This window comes from Shewanella sp. NIFS-20-20, from assembly GCF_019209865.1.
GTDB lineage: Bacteria > Pseudomonadota > Gammaproteobacteria > Enterobacterales > Shewanellaceae > Shewanella.
In genome coordinates this window covers 39,464-66,315 of record NZ_JAHUTT010000003.1, presented here as the reverse complement: position 1 = coordinate 66,315, position 26,852 = coordinate 39,464, and the positions used below count along the sequence as shown (strand labels likewise).

The following is a 26,852-nucleotide window of genomic DNA, read 5'->3' as shown; positions in this document are numbered from 1 at the left end:
GCCAACTCTCAGGCAAGCGGCTTGTGTTGCCTAGCGCTGATTAGCCTTAGTCACGCCAGCTAACAATCAAGTTCATCTCGCCATCAAAGTGACCATTTTGCCAAGGTAGATAACTCGTTGAAAGCCTGCATTGCAATCAAAGACAACAGCAACCTCGATGCCGTCATGCTTAGAGATAACATGAATGGCGATTACCTTTATGACTCGGGGCTTTTTGTTTAGGGCATATTGCTTAGAAATTATTACCCAGTGCTGAGGGGGTATTACCTCATGCTTAGCGCTTAATCGCTTAGTGTAAATCGTGTGGTGGCAGTGAAATACTCAGGCGTAAAGAGCGATGGCATAAGAGCCAATAGCAGAGTGCAACACTAAAGCAGAATAGAATGCAGAAGATGATGTATCGGACAGAAAATGCCGGACTACTAAACGTCAGCCAATAAAAAAGCCATGGTCAATGCCACGGCTTTTATTTGACTCTCGATAAGAGCCTTAAGCGAAATTAACCAACGATGGTTACGTTTTCAGCTTGAGGACCTTTCTGGCCTTGAGTTACAGTGAACTGTACTTTCTGACCTTCGTCCAGAGTTTTGAAACCATCAGAGTTGATAGCACGGAAGTGAACGAACACATCTGGGCCAGCTTCTTGCTCGATGAAACCAAAACCTTTGTCAGAGTTGAACCACTTAACTACACCAGTTACTTGAGACATAATAGTCATCCTGTACATAAATAATAAAAAGCCTAACGGCGGTAGAGCTGAAAATGCCGGTTTTACTTATGTTAACAGGACAAATTGGGTCGCATTGCATACATAAATATAAGCCTAACTTTCTAGCTAGAATGACTATAAACCATTGGAGGGAGATGTCAACAAAAGATATCAGTTCCTATGGAAATAGTTGTTGCATTTTTCCAACATAAATTAATCAAGCCACCTGTTCGCTGCATTTTCAGGCGGCAACTGCGCCTTATTAGCCGAAAAAGTCGCTACAAATCACTAACAAGCGCCGCGTTAATCGCGACGATATAAGGCCAGTTGAAAGTCTAATTCGCAGCTTAATCCTGACTGTTCCATTTGCTGTTTTTGCTCATCACTTAGCTTCCACGCATAAGGTGTCATCTGCAGGAAATGAGCAATCATATCGGCTCGTTCGAGTTGTAAATGGGTTTGTACTCGTTCGCTATGAAGTAAAGTAAATCCCGCCAACTCAGGCACAGTCTCACAGTGGAGTCTGGGGTTGGCATAAATCATTTTTTTAATGGCAAAATGATGATGTTCACCGGGCGATACCGTCAATAGCAGGCCATCAGGTTTGAGTACTCGTTGCAGCTCACTCAATTGTGATGGTGCATAGATACGTAACATGGCATCCATACTCGCCGTTTCATAAGGCATGTCATAACTGCTGGCAACCGCAAAATGTATTGCTGAGTATCTTTTAGCGGCATAGCGTAATGCACTACGAGAAATATCCAAACCGGCAAGCTCGATGTTAAAGCCGGCGCTAGCTAGAGCGTGAGCTAAACGTCCGGTGTAATAACCTTCACCACAGCCAATATCGAGTAAACTTTCGGCATCGTCATGGAGATGGGCAATCATGACTTGATTAACCCGATCACTTAAGCATTGATAATACCCCGCATTAAGGAATTCACGCCGAGCAAACATCATCTCTTTATTATCACCGGGATCTTTGGACTTCTTTTTATTCACTGGCAATAAATTGACATAGCCTTCTTTGGCAATATCGAAGCTATGACCCAAGCAGCATGACCAAGACCTTGGCGCATCGTGTTGCTGTTGGATAGTTAACTTTTCGGTACAAATGGGACAACGATAACTCATGACACACCTTATCCCAGCGGGATCTAAAACGGCTTTACGCGGTAAAACGATGAAAACTCATGTTTGAGCGCGCTAGTTTACTGCTCCAAGCAAAGATTTGCATCAATACCACAGCAGATGTTGAATGTTCCCTTCTTAATGACGAAAATCTAAGCGCCAGTATCGACAAATTCACTAGGCTAGTCACTCATAGACCTCTTAATTTATTGACCATACTGTCTCAAAATTAAGTGTCCGATGGGATTAAACCAGAACATCATGTTCTGGTCTGCACTAGTAAACCTAAATTCAGTAATATTTCCTGCACTTTGTTAGGGACCGGATGTTTTCAGGCTTTGTACCCTCTTTATTATCTTGATGTGCGCCCCTTGTCTACCGCACTCTCAAACCTTTAGGCTCAGGTATTCGCCACACTCCCTCTTCAAAATCGATATTACCAACCTAGCGTCCCCTTCTTATGTACATAGACACAGAAAGATTCTCGATCTGCTATCAAGAAAGCCTTATCATGCTAGTTACCGAGCAGTTTGTTTAGTTGTTTATTTGTCAGTTCATTCTTTATTTTATTTTTATGTACGCTGCCGCTTAAAGCGCTGGACGAAAATTATGTACGCAACAGCAATTAACAAAATACTTCACTAAACAACACTGAACATCAAATAAGACTAAGCTGCTGAAATGAAAAAATTTAGTCTACACATCGGACAATATTAAACATGAGTGAACAACCCACCTTCTTTTGGCACGACTATGAAACGTTTGGCGCCGTGCCCGCTAAAGACAGACCAGCGCAATTTGCTGGCATTAGAACCGATCATGAGTTCAATATCATAGGTCAACCCGTGACCTTTTATTGTGCGCTTGCGACTGACTACCTACCAGAGCCTGAAGCCATATTGATCACGGGGATCACTCCGCAATTAGCTAACATGAAAGGCATGCCTGAAACAGAATTTATGGGGCGCATCCAGGCAGAGTTTAGTCAAGCAAACACCTGTGTCGTGGGTTATAACTCGTTACGCTTTGATGATGAAGTCACCCGTTATGGATTCTACCGGAATTTTATCGATCCTTATGCCCGTGAATGGCAACAAGGAAATTCCCGGTGGGACATTATTGATCTCGTGCGTGCCTGCTATGCCTTGAGACCCGAAGGCATTAATTTCCCGCAGAAAGAAGATGGCAGCCCAAGCTTTAAACTCGAACATTTAAGCAGTGCCAATGGCTTAAGCCATGAAAAAGCCCATGATGCCTTGTCTGATGTCTATGCAACGATTGGTCTTGCTAAACTTATCAAGCAATTACAACCTAAGCTATTCGATTACTACTTCTCACTGCGGCGCAAGCAGCAAGTCGCTAGCATGGTAGATGTCCTCAACATGCAACCCTTGGTGCATATCAGTAGTAAAATTGCGGCCAGCCAAGGGTGTCTGACACTCATAGCCCCCGTGGCTTATCATCCCGACAACAAAAATTCTGTTATTTGTGTCAATTTAGCCATGGATATCTCGCCGTTGCTTGAGTTAGATGTTGAGCAACTGAGACAACGTTTATACACGGCTAGAGCGGATCTTGCCGACGATGAGTTGCCGGTAGGTATAAAACAAATCCACCTCAATAAAAGCCCCTTTATTGCACCGGCCAAAAGTCTCACCGATGACAATGCCGCTCGTTTAGGTTTTGATAAAGACTTTGCTAGAGAACAGTATAAGCGCCTACGTCAACACAGCGAATTGCGTGAAAAGTTAGCGGCGGTATTTGATACCCCCATGGAAAACAGTCATAAAGATCCTGATCTCATGCTGTATAGCGGCGGATTCTTTAGTCATGCTGATAAAGCGAAAATGGAAATTATCCGTCATACCGCGCCAGAGCAACTGGCGGGACTGTCGTTACAGTTTGATGACCCACGCTTACCTGAAATGTTATTCCGATATCGGGCTCGCAACTATCCCACCACATTAAGTTATGACGAAAGTTTGCGCTGGCGCACTTTTTGCCAACAGCGCATGGAAGATCCCGATTATGTCTTGCGGATTGAGAATCTATTAGAGCAAACCGAAGCAAATCCAGAGAAACAAAAGTTATTACAGGCACTCGTTAAATATTTGCAGTCCTTATAAGGAATATTATTCATGCCAACACGTTTTACACCTGCATTGGATACCATGTCTAGCGCCCTTGCCGACTCAGTCAGGCCGTTATTAACCGCGCAATTTGATGGTACCTTTTCTGCCTCGCAATTAGCCGAGTTCGCACTTAACAGTCGCCTGACACGACAAGAGTTGTACGTCGCGCTGTTAACGCTGGCGGCAACCCTAGCCAATCCACCGATAAGTCAGTTCCGAGTTGGCGCATTAGCCATCGGAGCCAGTGGTCGTTTGTACATGGGGGCTAACTTAGAACTCCCTCAGCAAGCTTTGGGTCATTCAGTCCATGCTGAGCAAAGTGCGATTAGTCATGCTTGGATCAAAGGCGAAACCGCCATCAGTGACATCATAGTCAATGCCAGTCCTTGTGGTCATTGCCGCCAATTTATCAATGAATTATATCAAGGCCAATCGATCAACATTCATCTGCCTGCCCAAGATGTTGCCCCCTTGAGTCATTATTTACCCTATGCTTTTGGACCTTCAGATTTAGGTATCAATGCCCCATTGCTACAAAATTCAGGCGCCGCATTGGCTTACACCACCAATGAGCCACTATACCAACACGCCTTAATACAAGCAGGACGCAGTTATGCCCCCTACTCTGCGTGTCATGCAGCCGTTGTCATTGAAATGCGTACAGGGGAATTTGTGGTCGGTCGTTACGCTGAAAATGCCGCCTTTAACCCCAGCTTAATGCCGATGCAGATGGCGTTATCATTGATGAATATTCATCGACTGGATTATCAAGACATGATTAGAGCAGTATTAGTGGAATCAAATGCTGGGCAAATTTCATTATTTGCGATGAGCCGTTGTGCCTTAGCCTCGGTTGCCGATATCGAACTTGAATACTTGAGCGTCAGCCCCAGCTAATCAGGCAGACACTCAAGCTGAAAACGCCAATTAAGTCACTTAATTGGCGTTATTATTTATCTAATCTCGCCAGCAAGCTTGAAGTGTCCCAGCGATGTCCACCCATGGCTTGAACATCACCATAAAATTGATCCACTAACGCCGTCAATGCTAACGTCGAGCCATTGCGGCGAGCTTCGTCTAGCGCAATCCCTAAATCTTTACGCATCCAATCAATCGCAAATCCAAAATCATATTGTCCCTGCCACATGGTTTGATAGCGATTTTCCATTTGCCAACTTTGCGCCGCACCATGGCGAATGACCTCAACCACCGCCTCGCCATCAAGGCCGGCCTGACGGGCGAAGTGTAAGCCCTCGGCTAACCCCTGAACCACGCCAGCAATGCATATTTGATTGACCATTTTAGTCAACTGCCCAGAGCCAACATCGCCCATGCGTTGACTACAGCGGGCATAAGCCGTCATCAAGGGTGTCACTTTGGCTATCACATCTTCCTTGCCGCCCATCATGACAGTTAACACACCATTGACAGCCCCTGCTTGGCCACCGGACACAGGCGCATCAACAAAGGCTATTTGGCGTGAATGGAGAATACGCGATAATTCACGAGCCACATCCGCTGAGGTTGTCGTGTGATCGACCAGTATGCTGTCAGGGCTCATACCTTCAGCGACTCCTTGCTCACCAAGTACCACTTGGCGAAGGTCATCATCATTGCCGACGCAAACAAACACATATTCACAACCCGCAGCGGCCTCAGCCGCGGTGGCGCACCACTGACCTTTGAACTCTTGGCTCCAAGCACGAGCTTTAGTTTCAGTCCGGTTGTACACTTGAACTTGATGACCAGCCTTAGCTAAATGGCCCGCCATGGGATAGCCCATCACACCTAATCCAATAAAGGCAACTTTCGCCATAACCTAATGTCTCCCATTTGTTTTTTGCCAGTCTAACAAACCAAGAACACTTCGGCAGCATAATTAGCGCCTTGACCACCTCGGATTTACAACTTGATATGAGCTTCCATTTCCGCCCCAATTTTCTTGCGCATTTCCATCAAACGAATAGCAGAATTGCGCAGCTCAATATCTGCGTCTGTTTGGGGTACCCATTCTGGCACAGTAGCCGGTTTGCCTTGGTCATCGACCGCCACCATAATCACCACACAATGAGTCGTTAAGGTAAAGTCTCGAGTCTTAGGATCACTGGCTTTTACGTCTAAAGCGATGTGCATGGAGGTATTGCCGGTATAAATGACCTTAGCCGTCACTTCTACTAAGCTACCAACTTGCACCGGTTTGACAAAACGGATACCGCCGGCGTAAGCAGTAATGCAATACTGACCACTCCAACCTGCCGCACAGGCGTATGCCGCTAAGTCAATCCATTTCATGACCGCGCCACCATGAACTTTGCCACCAAAATTAACATCGCTAGGCTCAGCTAAAAAACGTAGGGTAATAGTGCGTTGTTGTTCCATAACAGACTCTGATAGAAAGATTTATATAATTGTAATCCAATTATTCTAATATATCTCAATCACATTGATGATCGCATAAGATTAACGAGTAAGCTTAAGCCCGATATCCAAGTGGTCCCAAGCAAAACATGGCTAACACCTTACCCCGCAATAGATACCACCAAGTAAGTACTTAATAGAATGATGGGTAAGGCCAGACGATATATCCAACGTTGAGTGGCCGCGGTTATGAGTCGCGATACGGGCAAAAGCGCATACAGGCAAATGCCGGCGAGAAACACCCCCAATAATTCCATGCCTGCGAAAAACCCCTCACCATCTGATGAATATATGCCACACACTAATAGCGCAAACCATACGATGGTGTAACTCAGCACGGCTAAGGTTAATGTGGTGACACCTAATGAAAATTGTGGCAATCGTGCGCCGGTTTCTCCCCGGGCAAATTCGGTCAAATTAGCGGCTATTGCTCCCATAATAAAGACACCTGGTACGACGCTAAGATTTAACATCAAACGCTATCCTTTCATAAAAAGGAACATTATTACGATTTATGCTCAAGGGGAATAGTCAATGGTGAAAAGTTAATCTGGGATTTATTTTACGCATAAAAAAGGCGCCAATTGGCGCCTTTAATCGAACAATACGGTTACACCTTCTTTAGCAATAGCGAACCATTGGTGCCGCCAAAGCCAAAAGAATTACATAAGGCATAATCAAACTTAGCCTGACGGGCGTGATGCGCCACAAAGTCTAAATCACATCCCTCATCGGGATTATCCAAATTAATCGTAGGTGGCACGGCTTGATCTTTTAATGCGAGCACAGAGAAAATAGTTTCTACGGCACCGGCAGCGCCAAGCAAATGACCTGTCATTGACTTAGTCGAGCTGACCATCACTTTATAGGCGTGATCGCCAAACACTGATTTGACCGCAGCCGCTTCGGCCTTATCACCCGCTGGGGTTGATGTGCCATGGGCGTTAATGTAGCCCACTTGCTCAGCATTAATTCCGCTGTCTTTAATCGCATTAACCATGGCTAATGCCGCACCGCGGCCATCGCTTGGAGGTGATGTCATATGGAAGGCATCGCCACTCATGCCAAAGCCAACTAGCTCAGCGTATATGGTCGCGCCACGGGCTTTAGCACGCTCGTATTCTTCAAGCACCATGACACCGGCACCATCACCAATCACAAAACCGTCGCGATCTTTATCCCATGGTCGACTGGCTTGCTCTGGGGAATCATTGCGAGTCGACAAGGCTTTCGCTGCACCAAATCCGCCAACACCTAATGGACTGGTGACGTCTTCAGCACCACCGGCAACCATGACATCCGCATCGCCATAGGCAATCGTGCGAGCAGCAAAGCCTATATTATGTACACCTGTGGTACAGGCGGTGGTGACCGCAAAGTTAGGACCTTGCATGCCGTACATAATCGATAAATGACCCGCAACCATATTAATAATGGTGCTCGGAATAAAGAAAGGAGAAATTTTGCGTGGGCCACCATTGAGCAAGGCACTATGATTTTGTTCAATCAACCACATTCCGCCCATACCAGCACCGATGGCGGTACCAACACGCTGCGGATCTTCATTATTCATATCTAAACCGGCATCATTAATCGCTTGAACACCGGCGGCAATGCCGTACTGAATAAATAAATCCATTTTGCGAGCATCTTTCTTGGAAAGATATTGCTCACAATCAAAATCTTTGACTGAGCCACTGAACCGAGTTGTAAACTCGCTGGCATCAAACTTGGTTATCGGGGCAATACCACTTTTACCATCCAGCAACGCTTTCCAAGTGCTGTCAACAGTATTGCCGACAGGGGTCACCAGACCCAGGCCAGTTACCACTACACGACGTTTTGACACGCTATTTACCTTTTTTACCTGACATGACCTAGTCACATCAATCAACATAATGACACTAATAACACTCTCTTTCTGCACTGATGTAAAGCGCGGAAACAAAAACAGGCGGCCAGAGCCGCCTGTTTTCAGGAATTCAGTATTACTGATTCTTTGAAACGTAATCGATCGCTGCTTGAACAGTAGTGATCTTTTCAGCTTCTTCATCAGGGATCTCAGTGTCAAACTCTTCTTCCAGAGCCATAACCAACTCAACAGTGTCCAGAGAATCGGCACCCAAGTCGTCGACGAAAGAGGCCGCTGGTTTAACGTCTTCTTCTTTAACGCCCAGTTGCTCTACGATGATTTTCTTTACACGTTCTTCGATGTTGCTCATTAGTTTTCTTTCCTATTCAAATTACGCACTTGCGTAAGATTGCGAGTAGTTTATTAGATCTGACAAACAATGCAAGCCCCGATTTTGTGGTCTAACCACGTAACCCCACTTAAATTGTTGAAAGTAAGCTACTCAATTGCGACAAAATCCCTGTTTTACTAGTATTAAACCATATACATCCCGCCGTTGACATGCAACGTCTCTCCTGTGATGTATGCCGCAGAATCTGAAGCTAAAAAGACTACTGCGTTGGCAATTTCTTGTGCTTGGCCTAATCGTGCCATCGGCACCTGAGACATAATTACTTGTTGCTGTTCTGGCGTCAACTCATCGGTCATATCCGTTTGAATAAACCCAGGAGCGATCGCATTCACCGTGATGTTGCGAGAAGCGACTTCGCGAGCCAATGACTTAGTAAAGCCAATTAAACCGGCCTTGGCAGCCGCATAATTCACTTGACCGGCATTACCCATGGTACCAACAACCGAGCCAATATTGATGATTCGACCATGACGTTTTTTCATCATAGGGCGCATCAATGGCTTAGATAAACGAAATAATGAGGTTAAGTTAGTATCGATGATGTCTTGCCATTCATCGTCTTTCATGCGCATAAACAAGTTATCACGCGTGATACCGGCATTATTGACTAAAATGTCAACCTCACCAAACTTGGCTTTAATATCAGCATATACTTGCTCGACAGACGCAGGATCGGTGACGTTGAGTACTAATCCAACGCCCTTGTCGCCTAAATATTCACTGATGGAGGCGGCGCCATTATCACTGGTGGCAGTGCCTACCACAGTGGCACCTGCGCTCACTAGCGTTTGGGCAATGGCTTTACCAATACCACGACTAGCGCCCGTCACCAAGGCGATTTTACCGCTTAAATCTAATGCGATGCTCATGCCCTTCTCCTTATAAAATTAATCCATTTATCGAGTCAACATCATTGATTGCCGACGCTTTAACGCTGCGGTCAATCCGCTTGGTCAAGCCGGTTAACACTTTACCGGGACCACATTCAAAGAGTTGGTTAATCCCTTTTGCTGCCATCAATTCCACCGTTTCAGTCCAACGCACTGGGCAATATAATTGACGGACTAACGCATCACGTATTTGCGCGCTATCAGTGGCAATGGCAACATCAACGTTATTGATTACATCGATGACCGGTGTTGAAAATTCAACCGTCTGTAAGGCGGCAGCTAATTGTTCAGCAGCACCTTTCATCAGCGCACAATGAGACGGAACGCTCACCGGCAAGGCAACCGTCATTTTAGCACCAGCGGCTTTACATTCTGCAGCAGCTCGCTCAACGGCGGCTTTTTCGCCAGCAATGACCACTTGACCTGGGCTGTTATAGTTCACGGGACTAACAACATCACCTTGCGCGGCCGTGTCACACGCCTGAGCGATACTGTCGTTATCTAGCCCTATGATGGCATACATAGCACCGGTACCCGCAGGAACAGCTTGCTGCATGAGCTGGCCACGTAATTCGACTAATTTAACCGCGTCTGTAAATGCTAATACGCCCGCACAAACCAGGGCTGAATACTCACCTAACGAATGACCCGCCAACAAAGAAGGCATAGGTTTGCCACTGGCAACATATACTCGCCAAATAGCAACGCTAGCAGTTAATAATGCAGGTTGAGTTTTATCTGTTTGATTTAAAGATTCTGCAGGTCCTTGTTGTACCAAGGCCCATAAATCATAGCCAAGTGCTTGACTGGCTTCGGCGAAAGTTTGCTCAACCAACGGATGCTCAGCAGCCAATTCTGCTAGCATACCCACGGTTTGCGAGCCTTGGCCAGGAAAGATGAAAGCAAAATTTTCCATGATCTTTCTTCCTAAATGATGTTATTTGAAACGGTTAAATCGATTAGAAACGCACCAGCGCACTGCCCCAAGCAAATCCGGCACCAAAGGCTTCAAGCAGCAATAATTGCCCGCGCTGAATGCGGCCATCACGTACGGCTTCATCTAACGCGATGGGCACTGACGCCGCCGAAGTATTGCCATGCTTACCTAAGGTCACTACCACTTTATCCATGCTCATGCTTAATTTTTTTGCCGTCGCAGAAATAATGCGGTAATTGGCTTGATGAGGCACCAACCAATCAATTTCACTCTTATCGATATTGTTCAATCGTAAGGTTTCAGTGACAACGTGGGAGAGTTGGGTGACCGCCACTTTGAAGACATCATTACCTTTCATGGTAATAAATTTATTGACATCATCAGCATCTAAGCCACGAGATGGCATTGGACATTTGAGTAAATCCCCGTAACGCCCATCGGCATAAATATGAGTATTAATGATACCTGGCTCTTGGCTAGCGCCAACAACCGCAGCACCGGCACCATCACCAAAGATAATGACCGTACTACGATCTTCAGGTTGGCAGAAGCGAGACAAGACATCGGCGCCAATGACCAACACTTTGCCCGCTGAACCCGTTTTTACAAACTTATCGGCTACTGATAATGCATACACGAAGCCCGAGCAGGCCGCGGCAACATCAAATGCCGGAATGGTATGAATACCAAGCATGGCTTGAATTTCACAAGCCGCTGCAGGAAACGCATTATTGGCACTGGTGGTACCGACAATGATCATATCCAATTCACTGGCAGCCACACCCGCCATCTCTAAGGCCTTTAGCGCTGCCTGATAACCCATGGTGGACACTGATTCATTATCAGCGGCGATGCGTCGTTCAGATATGCCCGTGCGTTCTACGATCCATTGATCGTTAGTATCTACCATTTTTTCCAGGTCTTGATTACTACGAACCTGTGCCGGAAGATAGCTACCGGTACCAAGAATTTTTGTATACATAAGGAGAAATCAGCTGTTTATGTCTAAAAGGATCGACTCTAAACGATCATGGATCATTTCAGGGAGTCGACGTTGTGCCTCGGTCATTGCAAGGTTTATCGCTTGCAAAAAGGCCGCTTGATCGGCATTACCATGACTTTTGACTACGATACCGCGCAATCCTAACAGACTCGCGCCGTTATAGTGGTCGGGGTTCATCTGATTCAGCACCTTTTGTATGCGAGGTGCTATCAGCTTGGCCAAAAATCTTACGACAATCCCTTCTGTCAGTCCCTTTCTGAGTTGATGTACCAGTAGTTTGGCAATCCCTTCTGATGTTTTGAGGGTTATATTTCCCACAAAACCATCACAGACGATCACATCCACACATCCAGTGTAAATGTCATCACCTTCAATAAATCCGCTGTAGTTAATTTGAGGCGTAAATTGCAGCAGTTGCGCTGCTTGCTGAACTTGATCGTTACCTTTTATCTCTTCAATGCCGACATTTAATAAGGCCACATTGGGCCGCGCGCGCTTTTCGACCAATTCATAAAGCACCGAACCCATCACGGCAAACTGAAATAGGGTTTCAGAATCGCAAGAGACATTGGCGCCTAAATCGAGTAAATACACTGGTTTACCAATGGCTGAGGGCAATGAGGTCACTAATGCTGGTCGATCAATACCTGGCAGCATTTTTAGTAACACTTTGGCCATGGTCATTAATGCGCCGGTATTCCCTGCACTTAAACAGGCGTCGGCTCGACCACTTTTCACTTGCTCTAATGCTAAGCGCATTGATGAGTGTTTATTTTTTCGTAAGGCATGCACGGGGCGTTCATTCATGGCAACCACGTCAGTGGTATGAATGATGTCTATACGTCGTCGAATATCTTCATGACAATCATGAAGTAAAGGAGATATCGTGTGTTGATCACCGACCAAGATAAGGTGTAGGTGTGAGTGAGATGTCAGTGCCTGCAAGGCTGCAGGCACTGTGACTGGGGGGCCATAATCGCCCCCCATCACATCTAACGCAAGCGTCAGATTATTCATAAGCTAACCAACAATTACTTGTTGATTACCTTTTTACCACGGTAAAAACCATCAGCAGTTACGTTGTGACGTAAGTGCAGTTCACCACTGGTAGCGTCTACAGACAACTGAGCAGTGCTCAGTGCATCGTGTGAACGGCGCATACCGCGCTTAGAACGTGATTTTTTATTCTGTTGTACAGCCATTGGCCCTGTCTCCTAGATTACTTGCTCTTCAGTTTTTCTAACACTGCAAACGGATTTGGACGCTCCTGTTGAGCGGGTTCAATCTCGCCTACAACGATATCCTTACTTCCCAAACTACAATCAGCTTGCTGATGCATTGGGATAATTGGGATAGCGATTATCAATTCATCTTCGATCAATTGATGCAGACGTATCTCGCCAATTTCATTGCACTCAATAGGGTCATACGCATCCGGGAGCTCATCGATTTCCGCCTCAGTCCGACAAGGACTAAAACAAAAGTCGACCGTAACCTCAGTGGTCATGAGTGCCATGCAGCGTTGACATTGCAGAGTGAGCTCCGTCACAGCCTTCCCTTTCAGGTAGACTATCCCCTGTAAATCTACGCCACATTCCAAAGACACTATCACATCGGAACAGTCGCCGGCACATAATTCGCTTAATCGCTTCAGTTGCTTACCAGGAATATAGCCATGATAACTCAGGCCACTCGTGGCTGCTCGTGTTGGATCAATTGAAACCGGTATCTTTACTGTTTGCATAAGGCGCGCATATTATAGTTTGGTGATGCTGGAGTCAAAGGAAATTTATCAATATGAGAGACATGCCCTCATCAAGACTGACCAACACCCACCAAGAAATTGACGGACGCGAAATTCTACCCAAGCACAGACCTTGGCACAAGCACTGAACCATAAAAAGCTTAGGAATATCGCAACGGTTAACACACTATGCTCAAAAGTATATCAGCTATTGCACTGGCAGCACCTTAAATGGACAATATCTACATTCAATTAATCATTGTCTGTCATTATGCATAACCCCATCGTTCTCGCCTCGACATCTATCTATCGGCGCCAATGCCTCGAAAAACTGTGTTTAGATTTCAGTTGCCGCTCACCAAATATTGATGAAAGTCCGCGTTTGGACGAATCAGCAGAGCAATTAGTCAAGCGCTTAGCTCTCGAAAAAGCCAAAGCCTGTCGCCTCACTCACACTCCAGAATGGATTATCGGTTCTGATCAGGTGGCGGTCATTGATGGTCACATCATTGGAAAACCGCTCACCATAGCCAAAGCGCAGCAACAGTTAGCGGCCGCGAGCGGTCAAGCCGTGACCTTTTATACTGGACTTGCTTTGTTTGATTCGGTGACAGGCAATCACCAAGTAATTTGTGAACCCTTTACGGTCAATTTTCGCCAGTTAACGGCCGCACAAATTGCTCATTATATCGAGAAGGAACAACCCTTATATTGCGCAGGCAGTTTTAAATGCGAAGGCTTAGGCATCAGCTTATTCGAATCCCTGTGTGGTCGCGATCCCAACAGCTTGATTGGACTGCCCCTAATAGGACTGTGTGATATGTTTGCTCAGGTAGGTATTGATGTCTTAGGGGCCCATTTACTGGATTAACCCTGGGCTTATGTCAGCATTCAAGGTACTGGCACCAAGCGTGCCAGTGAGCCAACGTTTATTGCAACAACCATTGCCCTAACTGCGCAATACTATCCACCATCGCCGTGGGTTGCTCTAAGGCAAGCAATGCGGGAGTTTGAGCCCCATAAGTGACCGCAATGGTGGCCATGCCGGCTTTATTACCCATTTGGATATCTAAACGAGAGTCACCCACCATCACGGCTCGCTCCGGAGCGACCGCCAATTGCGCAAGTAACTCTTGCAGCATTTGCGGGTGTGGCTTACCTGCGCATTCATCACTGCAACGACTCGCCGCAAAATAATGACTCAGCGCAGTGCGTTCAAAACATGCATCCAGCCCGGCTCGGGATTTCCCCGTGGCCACCGCCAAAGTATAACCTTGGGCGGTTAACTGTTGTAATAGGGATTCGACGCCAGTAAAGAGTGGCGTCGGCATCAGTTCCACATGCTTGAACTGATGCTGATACACTTGCGTCATCATTGACGGCGGCATATCAACCTCTGGAAACAAGGTGGCTAATGCCTCTGATAAGGATAAGCCTATAATGGCACGGATAGCCTCATCCTCCGGTACCGGCACAGATATGTGTTCGGCAAGCTTCTCAACACAAGCAATGATCTTACCAATGGAGTCCATCAGAGTGCCATCCCAGTCAAATACAATCAGATCAAATTGCCGTTGCATACTATCCCTATTTCTTTTTAAGTTTGGCCAGTACCGTCTCTAATAATGGATCTAAAGGCGCCTTAACCACAGTCACCTCTTCAGTGTCAGGGTGAATAAACTGTAACTGAGCGGCATGCAGGAACAATCGATTTAAGCCATGGACCCGCATGCTGTCATCGAACTTTTGCTCACTGTATTTATCATCACATGCGATAGGATGACCTGTGTATTGGCAATGCACACGAATTTGATGCGTGCGGCCAGTCACTGGACTGGCTTGGACTAATGTCGCGCCGTCATAACGTTGCATTATCTTAAATCGTGTCTCTGACACTTTACCTTCAGGATTTACCCGCACAATGCGTTCACCGGATTTTAAGGTCAGCTTTAATAGCGGTGCTTTTACAACTTTATCACTCGTCTGCCAATCGCCTCGCACTAATGCTAAGTAATCTTTTTGCATTTTTTTGGTGCGCAATTGATCATGCATATGCTTTAACGCGCTGCGCTTCTTGGCGACTAACAATACCCCAGAGGTGTCTTTATCTAACCGATGCACTAACTCTAAAAATTTCTGGTCGGGGTACAAAGCCCTCAGTGCTTCAATCACGCCATAATCGACACCACTGCCACCATGAACTGCGATACCTGCAGGTTTGTTCAATGCCAATACATGATTATCTTCGAATAAGATACGCTCAGCTAATTGCGCAACTCGAGTTAATTTTGGTGACGGCGCATTAAGTGTGTCATTTTGCGATACCCGCACAGGAGGGATACGGACACAATCACCGATTTGTAATTTATACTCAGGCTTGATGCGTTTTTTATTTACCCTAACCTCACCCTTACGAATGATGCGATAAATCATACTTTTAGGAACACCCTTTAAGCGAGTTACTAAAAAATTATCGATTCGTTGGTCAAGATTATCTTCATTGATGTCAACCAGCTCAACCTGGTGCTGTACTGTGCTATTTGTCATATCATGTCACTTAATCAAAACGACCCGTATTGTACAACAAGACGTAAGTTATTGCGGCTTTTCATTGCTGATTTTTTTGATTGTTGCTATATTCATACAGTTATTGGTTCTCATGGCGAAATATTAACGCTAAATACCCAATATCAGGGCAGATAAGCTAGCTAAAACGGCACTTTACTTAGTCGCAAATGAATGATTTGCAAGTCTTAGTTTGGGTAAGAATTCGATAATACCTATAATTACGGCTAAACAAGTTTAGTTATCAATGTCTCATTGATGCCTCCTAGCACTTGCTGCAACCGAATTCGACTATACGATAACCAAGTCATCAGACCACGCTTTCGAACTCGGCATTAACGGATGAAACAAACATTTATGGAGTTGGTATACCTACCGGTTCCTTGTTTTTGAAACACTAAAAAATAAGCCATAAATTGGTGTGACACGCAGCGATGCGTCGGACAGTGATGCACACCCAACGCCTATTATCCAGCCGCGAGGCTGCTCATCAGCAATAGGCCCGTAATGCAGTGAACGCGATGTTTGGTGACGCGAAACAAGAAGAAACACGTCATCATGAAACGTATGTTAATCAATGCAACTCAATCAGAAGAGTTGCGCGTTGCCCTCGTGGATGGGCAACAACTGTACGATCTGGATATTGAAAGCCCAGGTCATGAACAAAAGAAGTCTAACATCTATAAGGGTAAAATCACCCGCGTAGAGCCCTCTTTAGAAGCTGCCTTTGTTGACTATGGTGCTGAGCGTCATGGTTTTTTGCCGTTAAAAGAAATTGGTCGCGAGTATTTCCCTAAAGGTTATACCTTCCAAGGTCGTCCTAATATTCGTGAAGTTGTTCAGGAAGGTCAGGAAGTCATTGTTCAGATTGATAAAGAAGAACGCGGCAATAAAGGGGCGGCACTGACCACCTTTATCAGTCTTGCGGGCTCATATTTAGTCTTAATGCCGAATAATCCACGTGCAGGCGGTATTTCTCGTCGAATCGAAGGTGACGAGCGTACTGAACTGAAAGCGGCCATTGCTGAACTTGATGTACCTAATGGCATGGGCTTGATTGTTCGTACTGCAGGTGTCGGTAAAGAAGCGGCTGAATTAAAGTGGGATCTCAACGTCCTGCAACACCACTGGGCTGCGATTCGTGAAGCCGCCGATAGTCGTCCAGCACCGTTCTTAATTCATCAAGAAAGTAATGTGATCGTTCGTGCCATCCGTGACTATTTACGTCGCGACGTGGGCGAAATCTTAATCGATCACCCTAAAGTTTTCGAAGATGCCAAGATGCATATCGGACTGGTTCGTCCCGATTTCGTCGAAAAAGTGAAACTTTACAAGTCTGAAGTGCCACTATTTACCCATTATCAAATTGAATCTCAAATTGAGTCAGCGTTTCAACGCGAAGTGCGCCTGCCATCGGGCGGCTCCATTGTCATTGATCCTACTGAAGCATTAACCTCTATCGATATTAACTCTGCCCGTTCTACTAAAGGCGGTGATATTGAAGAGACAGCCTTAAACACTAACCTTGAAGCGGCTGACGAAATTGCGCGCCAATTACGTTTACGCGATCTGGGTGGTTTGGTGGTCATCGACTTTATCGATATGACCCCTGTGCGTCATCAACGCGATGTTGAAAACCGCATGCGTGATGCAGTGGCTCATGATCGTGCTCGCGTACAATTAGGTCGTATTTCTCGCTTTGGCTTAATGGAAATGAGTCGTCAGCGTTTACGCCCATCGTTGGAAGAATCTGCCGCACACTTATGCCCTCGCTGTCATGGCCAAGGCACTATTCGTGGCACCGAGTCTTTAGCACTTTCAATTTTGCGATTAATGGAAGAAGAAGCCATTAAAGATAATACCTCGCAAATCGAAGCTATTGTTCCTGTGGATGTCGCTGCGTTCCTGCTGAATGAAAAACGCAAAGCCATTCGCATTACTGAAGATCGTCATGGTGTCGAAGTCTATGTCATCCCTGATGCTCATATGATGACTCCTGAGTACAAAGTGGTCCGTCATCGTAAGGATGATGAAAGCCAAGAAGTCAGTTATAAGCGCACAGAAAAACCCGAGGCTAATTTATATGAGCCGCGTAAACTTGAACGTGCAGCGCCCTCTCAGCCAGCGTTAAGTGGTTTTTCTTCACCATCGAACACTCCACCTGTGGCTGCCAAAGCGGAAACTAAACCGACTAAAGTAGAGCAACCTGGCTTATTCAGCCGCTTAATGTCTGCGATTGGTTCATTGTTTAGCAGTGAAGCCACGACGCAGTCTAAGCCCGAAACAAAATCAGAAACGCGCCCACAAAATCGAGATAACCGTCGCCGTCGTAACGATACGCGTCGCACCAATACCTCGGCCAACGAAGGCACTAAATCATCTGACGCTAAAGAGACTCGTCGCAATAAGCGCAACGACAACACCAATAGCGCCGATGTACCTAATCGCAATCGTGACAACAAGCGCAACAAGCAAGATACAGCAAAAAATACTGAATCTAAGCAAGAGATTAAGACTAAAGACAATGCCACTACCGCTGACGCTCCCAAGCAAGAAGCGGCACGTGAACGTCGTCAACGTCGTAACATGCGCCGTAAGGTAAGAGTCGATACTGGCGTACAGGCTGAAGCTGATACCCAAGCGGCGTTAGCCACTGAAGCGCCAGCAACTGAAACGGTTAAAGCGCCAAAAGCCGCTAAGCCTCGTCGTCAAAAGCCGGTTGAAAAAGCCGTGACTGAAGAGCCACAAGCACTGAACACGCCAGAGCAACAGGTTACTGATGAGGCCCAAACGATAGTTGCGCCAAGCCAAGACACTGTTGACAATACTGTTACCGATAGCTTGCCATCAGTGGCAGCTGACGCGTCAACAGCCACTGAAATTGTCACCGAAGCCGTTGAAGTCACTAGTGATGCTTGTGAAGATAAAGCCAAAGAAGGTCAACGCCGTAATCGTCGTAGCCCGCGTCATTTACGTGCAGCTGGTCAACGTCGTCGTCGTGATGAGCAAGATAGCGGTTTTGAAGAAACCCATGAGAAAGCTAATTTCTTAACTGTGGAAGAACAAAACCAGGCTGAAATTCTTGCGGCTGCTCATGCCCAACAAACCAATGCCCCTGCAGCGACAGAAACGGCCGCGCCACAACCTGTGGTTGTCGATTTAGTCGAAGAAGTCATTGAAGTTGCGCCAGTAGTAGCACCAGTGGCGGCTGACACCAAGCCGGTGGCGACGTCTTCAACAGCGTCGACATCAAGCAGTCAAGCGCAAGCAACATCCCCAGCCAAACCTGCCGCGGCAGTTGCTGAGGTTGAAGTTGTAGCGACAGTGGCTGAGTCTGAGGTCGCCACCAAGAGTGCTGACAATCAAGCCGTGAGCGCTCCAACCGCACAGGAATCTATCCCGCCAGTGGTCACTGAGGCAGTAGTTACTGAAACAGTGGCTAGCATAACAACGCCAGTCGCGACGGTTGAGATTGCCGATGTGGCACCAGTGAATGCCGCGGCTGGTTCGTCAAAAGTAGTGGCTCAGGCGCCGATGGCTAAGCCCGCGGCAATCAAGCCAACTAAACTGGATAAAGCGATTGTAGAATCGACGCCAGAGAGTGCAGCAGCCGCACCTGAGCATACGCCGGTGGTTGAAAAATCTCCCGTGACTAGTCGCTTCGGTTCGATGGTAATGTCAACGACGACTAAACCTCAGGTTGAAATGAGAGCGCAAGTCGATGCACCTAAAGGTCGCGAATATCCGAGCCATCAAGGCGAAGAAGAGGTTAAATCACCTCGACAAGCGAATAGCGCAACATCTGACATGGCCCGTCCATAATTACCACTGATGTTGACACTCAAAAGCCATGCATTGCATGGCTTTTTACTTTGATAAACCTTTGGATTGGTGGGATGTTTTGCTAACATACCCCGCCACATTCACCAACATAAAAACAACAGAGGTTCAATGTTCGATATCATCAGACACCACTCTAGCAGTGTTAGAGCTGACGTCCTGTCTGGACTCACGGTCGCCCTAGCATTAGTACCAGAAGCCATTGCCTTTGCATTTGTCGCTGGGGTTGAGCCCATGGTGGGACTCTATGCCGCGTTTATTATGGGACTGGTCACAGCGCTTATTGGTGGTCGACCAGGCATGATTTCAGGTGCTACCGGGGCTATGGCTGTGGTTATGGTTGCCTTAGTCTCTTCCCACGGGGTGCAATACCTATTTGCAGCCGTGTTGCTTGCAGGTCTTATTCAAATCCTGGCGGGCGTTTTTAAGCTCGGAAAATTCATTCGAATCGTACCCTATCCGGTCATGATTGGTTTTGTTAATGGCTTAGCAATTGTGATTTTTCTCGCCCAATTAGATCAGTTTAAGTTGATTAATGCCTTAGGTGATGAGGTCTGGTTAACGGGTGAACCTTTATATATTATGCTCGGCTTAGTGGCATTAACCATGGCTATTATCCATTTCTTACCTAAATTGACCACCGCAGTACCCTCATCCTTGGTTGCCATTCTGACGGTCACCGGCATCGTGCTGTATTTTAATTTAGACACCCGCAATGTGCTCGACTTCTTAAAATCCATGACTGGTGACGACAGTGCCACCATGGCAGGTTCTTTACCCAGCTTTGCTATTCCAGCTGTCCCTTGGAACTTAGAGACATTAAAAGTTATTTTGCCTTATTCATGTATTCTCGCCGCTGTTGGCCTGATTGAGTCATTGCTGACCTTAACGGTTATCGATGAAATGACCTCTACGCGCGGCAAAGGAAATAAAGAATGTATTGGCCAAGGGATTGGCAATATGACCTGTGGCGTATTCGGAGCGATGGGTGGCTGCGCCATGATTGGCCAGTCGATGATTAATATCAATTCCGGTGGACGCGGGCGCTTATCAGGTATTACGGCCGCCTTGGCCTTGCTGGCCTTTATTTTGTTTACCGCCAAATACATTGAAATGATCCCACTGGCAGCGCTAGTCGGCGTCATGTTTATTGTGGTGTTGGGCACGTTTGAGTGGGCCAGCTTTAAAGTGATGCGCAAAGTGCCTAAGCATGATGCGTTTGTCATTGTGTTAGTGACCACAGTGACTGTGTTTACCGATCTTGCCTTTGCCGTGTTTGTTGGCGTCATCGTCTCGGCCCTGGTGTTTGCTTGGGAACACGCCAAACACATCAATGTGGTTATCGGTAAAGAACAGGATGACTGTAAAGTCTACCGACTTAACGGCCCGTTATTTTTCGGTTCAGTGGCCCATTTTTTAGATCTATTCGATGCTAAAAATGATCCTAAAGATGTGATTGTTGATTTTGAAAATTCCCGCGTCGCCGACCATTCAGCGCTTGACGCCATTGACACATTAGCAGAACGCTATGTCAATGCCGGTAAGACCTTGCACTTGCGTCACTTAAGTCCTGACTGCGTGTTATTACTGAAAAAAGCCGGCAGTTTGGTTGAAGTCAATATGATTGAAGATCCGCACTACCGCATCGGTGACGATAAACTCGATTAACCTGCGCCAGCGTGAATCGTTCAACAACTGGCGCACTATGATAACTCGCGGTGCGCCAGGTTTTTCACACTTTCAAGCGCTCATTAAACTGCTGCAACACTTTGGTCAGCTTTGGTCGGATGACGAATTGGCAATAACCTTGCTGGCTATTTTGTTCAAAATAATTGTGATGATAGGTTTCTGCCTTGAAAAACTCAGTGAAGGCTGACACTTCGGTAACGACCCCCAAATTCTCGCGTTCGTTCAGCACAGTAATCATCGCCATTGCTTCTAGCCGTTGTTGCTCACTGTGATAAAAAATCACAGAGCGGTACTGAGGTCCAATATCATTGCCTTGCCGGTTTAACGTCGTTGGATCGTGAGCGGCAAAAAAGACCTCCAGCAAATCATGAAAGCTTATGATCTCGGGATTAAACGCTATTTGGATCACTTCTGCATGATGAGTCTTGCCAGTACATACCTGCCGGTAATCGGCGTCTTTAGCCTCACCGCCACTGTAGCCAGAAGTGACACTGTCGACGCCATTAATGGCTAAAAATATAGCTTCAATACACCAAAAACAACCGCCACCCAATGTGGCTATTTGACGTTGCTCATTCATCTTTATCATTTCCTCTAAATAGTAATGACGCAGAATTCACGCAATGGCGCAGATTGCGTTCCGTTAGATACTCTCCTTCAAAGACATGACCTAGATGCCCTTGGCAATGACTACAAACAATTTCAACTCGGCGGCCATCGGCATCAGGGTGACGCGATACCGCCCCAGCGATTTCGTCATCAAATGCTGGCCAACCACAGTGAGCTTGAAACTTATGTTGGGACAAATACAGCGGCTGTTCACACTTACGACATAGGTACTCGCCTGGCGCTGTATGCTTATCATATTCTCCTGAAAATGGAGCTTCTGTTCCCTTCTGCTCGATCACAAAACGTTCAAACTCTGTTAATTTAGCCATGAGAACTTCTCCAATTTCATAGTGTTAAACCTTGAATGTTCATTTTATACGTCTTGCATCATCCAAATCCCCAGTTTACACTGAGCGTGACATGGAGAGCAGTATGTTAATAAATTTAGATTTTCGCGCAAAGGATTGTGCACAACACCTGTGCCAAAGCTTACAACAAGATGGACTGGTACTATTACATCAAACATCATTAGATTTTGATTTAATTGAGAGCCTGTATCGTCAGTGGCGACAGTTTTTTAATGATGATAATAAATATCAATATCTCTACCATCCCCAAGATCAGCTTGGCTTTTATCCGCTGGAAATTTCTGAGACAGCTAAAGAACATTGCGTCAAAGACATCAAAGAGTTTTTTCATTATCATCCAGGGGCTAAAACGCCAGCGCAGCTACAACAGAGCAGCCAAGCATATTTTGAGCAAGCGCTATCGTTCACTTCACAACTGATGACCATGCTGGTGAATGATCCTACACTACACACGAATCATCCATTAGCCAAATTGAGTTTAACTAAGCCACATAAACAACATCTTTTACGCATAGTTAACTATCCTAAGCCCGATGTTGCTCAAGAATTTGGGGCCTATCCTTGCGCGCCGCATCACGATATAAATTTACTTACGATCACCCCATTAACTTCGATCAACACCATCGAGTATCGTGTCAATGATCACTGGCAACGTATACCGTATTTTCCTAACACAGTGTTAGTTGCCGTCGGAGAAATGTTAAGTGAAATGAGCCAAGGCTTATATCCGGCGTTATTTCATCGAATTAATCAAGTCACCCTCCCGCGCGGGTCGAGTGCCAATATAGAAATGCCATTTTTCTTTCACCCAGCGCCAAATCAAGTGTTATCGTCTCGAGCCACCGCCTCACAAATGCTCAACGAACGATTACATGATCTCGGTGTGCTCGCCAAACAGATTGATTGAGCAATTTGATCAATAACAAGGTAAAATAGCGCGATTATTTTTCAATTCAGGATATTTAGCGCTTATGGCGATCCAATGGTTCCCTGGACATATGCACAAGGCACGCAAAGAAATTGCCGAAGCCATGCCTACCGTCGATTTAGTGATCGAAGTTCTTGATGCTAGAATTCCCTTCAGCAGTGAAAACCCGCTAGTTAAACAACTTCGTGGCGACAGACCTTGTATAAAATTACTCAATAAGAGCGATTTAGCTGATCCTGCCATTACAGAGCAATGGATCAGCCATTTGGAGCAAGAGCAAGGGGTAAAGGCGATGGCCGTCACCACCTTACAACCGGCTCAAATAAAGCGCATTATCCCTGAGTTATGTCGTAAGTTAGTGCCGCATCGTGCTGATACCGAAAAAGATATTCGCACCATGATTATGGGCATACCAAATGTCGGTAAATCTACTATTATCAACACATTAGCTGGGCGTGTTATTGCTAAAACTGGCAATGAACCCGCGGTGACCAAATCCCAACAACGCATTAATTTGCGCAACGGTATCGTCCTCAACGACACCCCAGGGATCTTATGGCCAAAAGTAGATAATGTTGCGTCGAGTTATCGTCTTGCAATTACCGGTGCGATTAAAGACACGGCCATGGAATATGAAGACGTTGCCATGTTTGCCGTAGGCTATCTACGTGATGCCTATCCGGCGGAGTTACAGCTTAGATATAAGCTTAAGGACCTAGATTTAGAGGAATTACCGTTACTTGAAGCTATCGGTATTAACCGTGGTGCCAGACGTCCTGGTGGTTACATTGATCTGCATAAGGTCTCCGAGCTATTACTGCATGAATATCGCAGCGGTAAAATTGGCTTATTGACCTTAGAAACCCCTGCGATGGCCATTGCCGAGCAAGCAGAAGTTGAGCGTATGCTGGCAGAAAAAGAAGCGCTTCGCCAAGAGCAATTGGAAGCTGAAAAGCGCAAACGCTCGGGTGTCAGACACAACGATTAATCCTATCAGGGCCTGCATGGCAGGCCCTGAACTCATATGCTTGATTTCATGCGGATAAAACTGGCAAACCTAGGAACACCCTTTGCTGTAACCCCTTGATAACGGTAAGTAATAATTGATCCTATTGGCGGCGGATTTACGCGTTCATCTAAACTAAATCCAGTGCCAATGGCAAACTCAAGTCCTTCAGGAGTTCGCACTTTAATTGACCCCATTTTTCCAGTGAATGCCCCTTTGCCAGCAACATAGCCTATGACGGTAGCTTCAGCATCCATATATGGCTTCACCTTAATCAAGACGTCCCTATTGCCTGGAGAATATAATGCACTGGCTAGATGCAACATTAACCCCTCGCCGCCCTTGGCCATCACCGCTGACAGATGTTGTTGTAACTCGGCGTGAGAGTCCAGTCTAACTTGTTCAACCAACTGTAAGTTCGGGGTTAAACCCACCAAGTATTGCTGGGCCCAGTGGTAACGCTCTGAAAAGGGAACTTGGAGTGCCGGGGTATCAAACACCATATACCTTAAGTGTGTCAGTTGCTCCATGCTAGGTTGTTGACTCAACACAATGGATAACACCTGTTCAAACTGGCCTCGGCCAGCCCAGAGCTCACCATCTAATACAATATTAGGAAAGCCCGCCGTGAATTCCGCGGGCAGATTAATCATATGGCCCTGCTTTGACCACATCTGCTGACCATCCCAATAGCCACGGACGCCATCGAGTTTTTCGCTCACAAGGTACAGCCGGATATCCACGTTTTTATAGGCAGAACCTGCTAACTGCAATTGAGACATAGGTTCTGTATTCGCACAAAAGCAACAAAGAACCAGCACTAGCTTGATTAGATTTTTCATGATGTACTCCTCACAGTTAAGTATTGTTTAAACTTGCTTAACGTGAAAAATACTAACTGATATAATTCGCACCTTTAGGATCCAACGGGTTAAAGTTACTAATGAAACCAATAAATAACCATGGAATAAAACGTGTTATCAGAGCCACCGGATTTTCATGGCAGGGATTAAAAGCAGCTTGGCAACATGAGGCCGCGTTTCGTCAAGAGGCCGTATTGGCCTGTATTATGCTGCCTATTGCCCTACTGTTACCGGTTGAATTAATCGCCAAGTTAGCGCTAGTGGCAAGCGTATTTATCGTGTTGATCACCGAATTATTAAATTCAGCAATTGAGGCCGTTGTGGATCGCATTAGTGATGAGATCCACCCTCTCAGTGGTCGCGCCAAAGATATTGCATCGGCCGCCGTGTTTATGAGTTTAGCCTTATGCGGCACCACTTGGGCTTTGGTACTGATTGACTATTTCACTCGCTAACTCACGCTCGATAGTAAATCTATGGCGGCAGAGATTTCATTACTTTTGGATGATTGCGGCCAATAGGTTAGGTAGACATTCCGCTGTAAGCCACTCGCCCCACGGACTACATGCAATTGTCCCGCCGCAAGATATGGCTCGACTAAATCCAAGGGTAAAAATGCCATACTGGTTTGCGCCAACAGGTAATTGAGCGCCATATCAGCAGAGCTTGTCTGTAGCATTGGCACCGGCAAAAAACTATAGTGCTGCGCATGCCAACTATTAAATGCCGTGCCCCAATCGACTTTCACATAAGCTAAATTAGCCATGGACTCCACATCAGTCTCAGCTTGCGAGCTCACCAGCACTAGACTTAACTGACCTATCGCCACTTGCTCTAGCTCATCGAGCTGCGGTGGATCTAAGGTAATGCTAATATCGAGCGTTTTATCTAACAGCTGCCTTGCCACAACCGCGTTAGGCTTTTCATCGGTTCGCAATGCCACCCCTTCAACACCTTGGTAGAGACGTTGCATACGACGCTTTAAGAACGTCTCCCAAATATTTGGCCCAGTACCTATGGCAAGCTGAATACTGTGTTGTTCACTTAAGGACACATCTTGTTTGGCTCGTTCCCAAGCGGTGAGCACCGCTTCAGCATGAACTAACATTCTCTCACCGGCATAGGTCGGGTGAATGTTATTTCTCTGCCGCTCAAACAAGGCGACCCCCAATAAACTTTCTAGTTGCTTGACCCGAAAACTCACGGCACTTCGGGTCAGATAGAGGTTATCGGCTGCTTTTCCAAAGTGTCGCGTTCTTGAAACTTCCAAGAAAGTCTTTAATAAATCTGTATCCATAAAAATTCTTCACCGATAGCGCCAAAATATTTTGATTTCAAAAACAATAATACTCGCCAATACTGCGCTTGAAAATCTTTGTTGATAATTATATTGGAATACGGTTAAGGAAAACACGATGCCAAGTCAATCTTCTCAGCAACCGCAAATTATTCAATACTCTCAAACACCTGAGAACATTAGTTTTGCGAGCCACAAACGATTTTTCGATGATATCCATTTCCCAAAAGGGTTTCACCGTTGCGGTGATTTCACTCAGAAAGAAGCTGAGATATTGGTTGCTTTTGGCCATGCCATGGCAGAGTTAGCCCAAGGTAAACGTCTGCCATGCAATGAAGAAGAGCAAAATTTTGTTGATGTAGCGCAAGGAAATGCCCTTCCCACAAGTTTATATGAGCGCATTTGGTCTAAGTATTGTAAACTTGCACAGGGAAAACCCTTTTACGCCGTATTGTA

Annotated in this window: 25 protein-coding genes and 2 pseudogenes; 9 read left to right on the top strand and 18 right to left on the bottom strand. The window is 46.1% G+C overall.

What is annotated here, in order from left to right; translation table 11 throughout:
* Nucleotides 1-499: 499 nt before the first annotated feature.
* Together KU855_RS01605 and rlmA are read right to left on the bottom strand one after the other, a co-directional pair.
* Nucleotides 500-709: a cold-shock protein gene (locus tag KU855_RS01605; RefSeq protein WP_218528592.1), complete on the bottom strand. Its 210-nt coding sequence runs from the start codon at nt 707-709 to the stop codon at nt 500-502.
* A gap of 303 nt (nt 710-1,012) precedes the next feature.
* A complete protein-coding gene (gene rlmA / locus KU855_RS01600) occupies nt 1,013-1,846 on the bottom strand; it encodes a 23S rRNA (guanine(745)-N(1))-methyltransferase (protein WP_218528591.1) in 834 nt (277 codons plus the stop codon).
* 716 nt (nt 1,847-2,562) lie between these two features.
* On the opposite strand from rlmA, the gene sbcB reads away from it, so the two are divergent.
* Both sbcB and cdd read left to right on the top strand, forming a co-directional pair.
* Nucleotides 2,563-3,969, top strand: coding sequence for an exodeoxyribonuclease I (gene sbcB / locus KU855_RS01595; RefSeq protein WP_218528590.1), 1,407 nt, complete (start codon nt 2,563-2,565; stop codon nt 3,967-3,969).
* Between the two features lie 12 nt (nt 3,970-3,981).
* The gene (gene cdd, locus KU855_RS01590; protein WP_218528589.1) at nt 3,982-4,872 is read left to right on the top strand and encodes a cytidine deaminase; all 891 of its coding nucleotides are present in this window, start codon (nt 3,982-3,984) and stop codon (nt 4,870-4,872) included.
* Between the two features lie 52 nt (nt 4,873-4,924).
* On the opposite strand, the gene KU855_RS01585 is transcribed toward cdd, so the two are convergent.
* From KU855_RS01585 to yceD, 11 genes are all read right to left on the bottom strand, one after another.
* Nucleotides 4,925-5,791, bottom strand: coding sequence for an NAD(P)-dependent oxidoreductase (locus KU855_RS01585; protein ID WP_218528588.1), 867 nt, complete (start codon nt 5,789-5,791; stop codon nt 4,925-4,927).
* Between the two features lie 86 nt (nt 5,792-5,877).
* Complete coding sequence (locus tag KU855_RS01580) at nt 5,878-6,354, bottom strand: acyl-CoA thioesterase (RefSeq protein WP_218528587.1); 477 nt, start codon at nt 6,352-6,354, stop codon at nt 5,878-5,880.
* Between the two features lie 140 nt (nt 6,355-6,494).
* Nucleotides 6,495-6,866, bottom strand: a complete 372-nt coding sequence (locus KU855_RS01575; protein WP_218528586.1) for a hypothetical protein — start codon at nt 6,864-6,866, stop codon at nt 6,495-6,497.
* A gap of 137 nt (nt 6,867-7,003) precedes the next feature.
* A complete protein-coding gene (gene fabF / locus KU855_RS01570; protein ID WP_218528585.1) occupies nt 7,004-8,242 on the bottom strand; it encodes a beta-ketoacyl-ACP synthase II in 1,239 nt (412 codons plus the stop codon).
* A 139-nt stretch (nt 8,243-8,381) separates the two neighbouring features.
* A complete protein-coding gene (gene acpP, locus KU855_RS01565; RefSeq protein WP_006081231.1) occupies nt 8,382-8,615 on the bottom strand; it encodes an acyl carrier protein in 234 nt (77 codons plus the stop codon).
* A 164-nt stretch (nt 8,616-8,779) separates the two neighbouring features.
* On the bottom strand, nt 8,780-9,526 hold the full coding sequence (gene fabG, locus KU855_RS01560; RefSeq protein ID WP_218528584.1) for a 3-oxoacyl-ACP reductase FabG: 747 nt from the start codon (nt 9,524-9,526) through the stop codon (nt 8,780-8,782).
* A gap of 10 nt (nt 9,527-9,536) precedes the next feature.
* Nucleotides 9,537-10,463: an ACP S-malonyltransferase gene (gene fabD / locus KU855_RS01555; RefSeq protein WP_218528583.1), complete on the bottom strand. Its 927-nt coding sequence runs from the start codon at nt 10,461-10,463 to the stop codon at nt 9,537-9,539.
* 43 nt (nt 10,464-10,506) lie between these two features.
* Nucleotides 10,507-11,466 (bottom strand): beta-ketoacyl-ACP synthase III, encoded by a 960-nt coding sequence (locus KU855_RS01550; protein ID WP_218528582.1) that lies wholly within the window; start codon nt 11,464-11,466, stop codon nt 10,507-10,509.
* 9 nt (nt 11,467-11,475) lie between these two features.
* Nucleotides 11,476-12,504: a phosphate acyltransferase PlsX gene (gene plsX, locus KU855_RS01545; RefSeq protein ID WP_218528581.1), complete on the bottom strand. Its 1,029-nt coding sequence runs from the start codon at nt 12,502-12,504 to the stop codon at nt 11,476-11,478.
* Between the two features lie 14 nt (nt 12,505-12,518).
* Complete coding sequence (gene rpmF, locus KU855_RS01540; protein WP_011496728.1) at nt 12,519-12,689, bottom strand: 50S ribosomal protein L32; 171 nt, start codon at nt 12,687-12,689, stop codon at nt 12,519-12,521.
* A gap of 17 nt (nt 12,690-12,706) precedes the next feature.
* Complete coding sequence (gene yceD, locus KU855_RS01535; protein ID WP_218528580.1) at nt 12,707-13,231, bottom strand: 23S rRNA accumulation protein YceD; 525 nt, start codon at nt 13,229-13,231, stop codon at nt 12,707-12,709.
* A 271-nt stretch (nt 13,232-13,502) separates the two neighbouring features.
* On the opposite strand from yceD, the gene KU855_RS01530 reads away from it, so the two are divergent.
* A complete protein-coding gene (locus tag KU855_RS01530; protein WP_218528579.1) occupies nt 13,503-14,102 on the top strand; it encodes a nucleoside triphosphate pyrophosphatase in 600 nt (199 codons plus the stop codon).
* 58 nt (nt 14,103-14,160) lie between these two features.
* On the opposite strand, the gene KU855_RS01525 is transcribed toward KU855_RS01530, so the two are convergent.
* Both KU855_RS01525 and rluC read right to left on the bottom strand, forming a co-directional pair.
* A complete protein-coding gene (locus KU855_RS01525; protein ID WP_218528578.1) occupies nt 14,161-14,811 on the bottom strand; it encodes an HAD-IIIA family hydrolase in 651 nt (216 codons plus the stop codon).
* Between the two features lie 7 nt (nt 14,812-14,818).
* Nucleotides 14,819-15,778 (bottom strand): 23S rRNA pseudouridine(955/2504/2580) synthase RluC, encoded by a 960-nt coding sequence (gene rluC / locus KU855_RS01520; RefSeq protein ID WP_218528577.1) that lies wholly within the window; start codon nt 15,776-15,778, stop codon nt 14,819-14,821.
* 576 nt (nt 15,779-16,354) lie between these two features.
* Here rluC and rne point away from each other — a divergent pair.
* Together rne and KU855_RS01510 are read left to right on the top strand one after the other, a co-directional pair.
* On the top strand, nt 16,355-19,618 hold the full coding sequence (rne, locus tag KU855_RS01515) for a ribonuclease E (protein ID WP_218528576.1): 3,264 nt from the start codon (nt 16,355-16,357) through the stop codon (nt 19,616-19,618).
* A gap of 129 nt (nt 19,619-19,747) precedes the next feature.
* On the top strand, nt 19,748-21,304 hold the full coding sequence (locus KU855_RS01510; protein WP_218528575.1) for a SulP family inorganic anion transporter: 1,557 nt from the start codon (nt 19,748-19,750) through the stop codon (nt 21,302-21,304).
* A gap of 64 nt (nt 21,305-21,368) precedes the next feature.
* Here the strand turns inward: KU855_RS01510 and KU855_RS01505 are convergent.
* Nucleotides 21,369-22,263 (bottom strand): annotated as a pseudogene (locus KU855_RS01505) (bifunctional methionine sulfoxide reductase B/A protein).
* Nucleotides 22,264-22,366: 103 nt separating this feature from the next.
* On the opposite strand from KU855_RS01505, the gene KU855_RS01500 reads away from it, so the two are divergent.
* Together KU855_RS01500 and ylqF are read left to right on the top strand one after the other, a co-directional pair.
* Nucleotides 22,367-23,209 carry a 2OG-Fe(II) oxygenase family protein gene (locus KU855_RS01500; protein ID WP_218528574.1) on the top strand — a complete coding sequence of 281 codons (843 nt, stop codon included), beginning with the start codon at nt 22,367-22,369 and terminating at the stop codon, nt 23,207-23,209.
* A gap of 64 nt (nt 23,210-23,273) precedes the next feature.
* The gene (gene ylqF, locus KU855_RS01495; protein ID WP_218528573.1) at nt 23,274-24,218 is read left to right on the top strand and encodes a ribosome biogenesis GTPase YlqF; all 945 of its coding nucleotides are present in this window, start codon (nt 23,274-23,276) and stop codon (nt 24,216-24,218) included.
* A gap of 32 nt (nt 24,219-24,250) precedes the next feature.
* Here the strand turns inward: ylqF and KU855_RS01490 are convergent, their stop codons facing one another.
* Nucleotides 24,251-25,078, bottom strand: coding sequence for a DNA ligase (locus KU855_RS01490; RefSeq protein ID WP_218528572.1), 828 nt, complete (start codon nt 25,076-25,078; stop codon nt 24,251-24,253).
* Between the two features lie 101 nt (nt 25,079-25,179).
* On the opposite strand from KU855_RS01490, the gene KU855_RS01485 reads away from it, so the two are divergent.
* Nucleotides 25,180-25,554, top strand: coding sequence for a diacylglycerol kinase (locus tag KU855_RS01485; protein WP_218528571.1), 375 nt, complete (start codon nt 25,180-25,182; stop codon nt 25,552-25,554).
* Here the strand turns inward: KU855_RS01485 and KU855_RS01480 are convergent.
* The gene (locus KU855_RS01480; RefSeq protein WP_218528570.1) at nt 25,551-26,396 is read right to left on the bottom strand and encodes a LysR family transcriptional regulator; all 846 of its coding nucleotides are present in this window, start codon (nt 26,394-26,396) and stop codon (nt 25,551-25,553) included. The genes KU855_RS01485 and KU855_RS01480 overlap by 4 nt on opposite strands.
* Before the next feature lie 118 nt (nt 26,397-26,514).
* On the opposite strand from KU855_RS01480, the pseudogene KU855_RS01475 reads away from it, so the two are divergent.
* A pseudogene (locus KU855_RS01475) lies at nt 26,515-26,850 on the top strand (DUF413 domain-containing protein); the annotation flags it as partial.
* Nucleotides 26,851-26,852 lie beyond the last annotated feature (2 nt).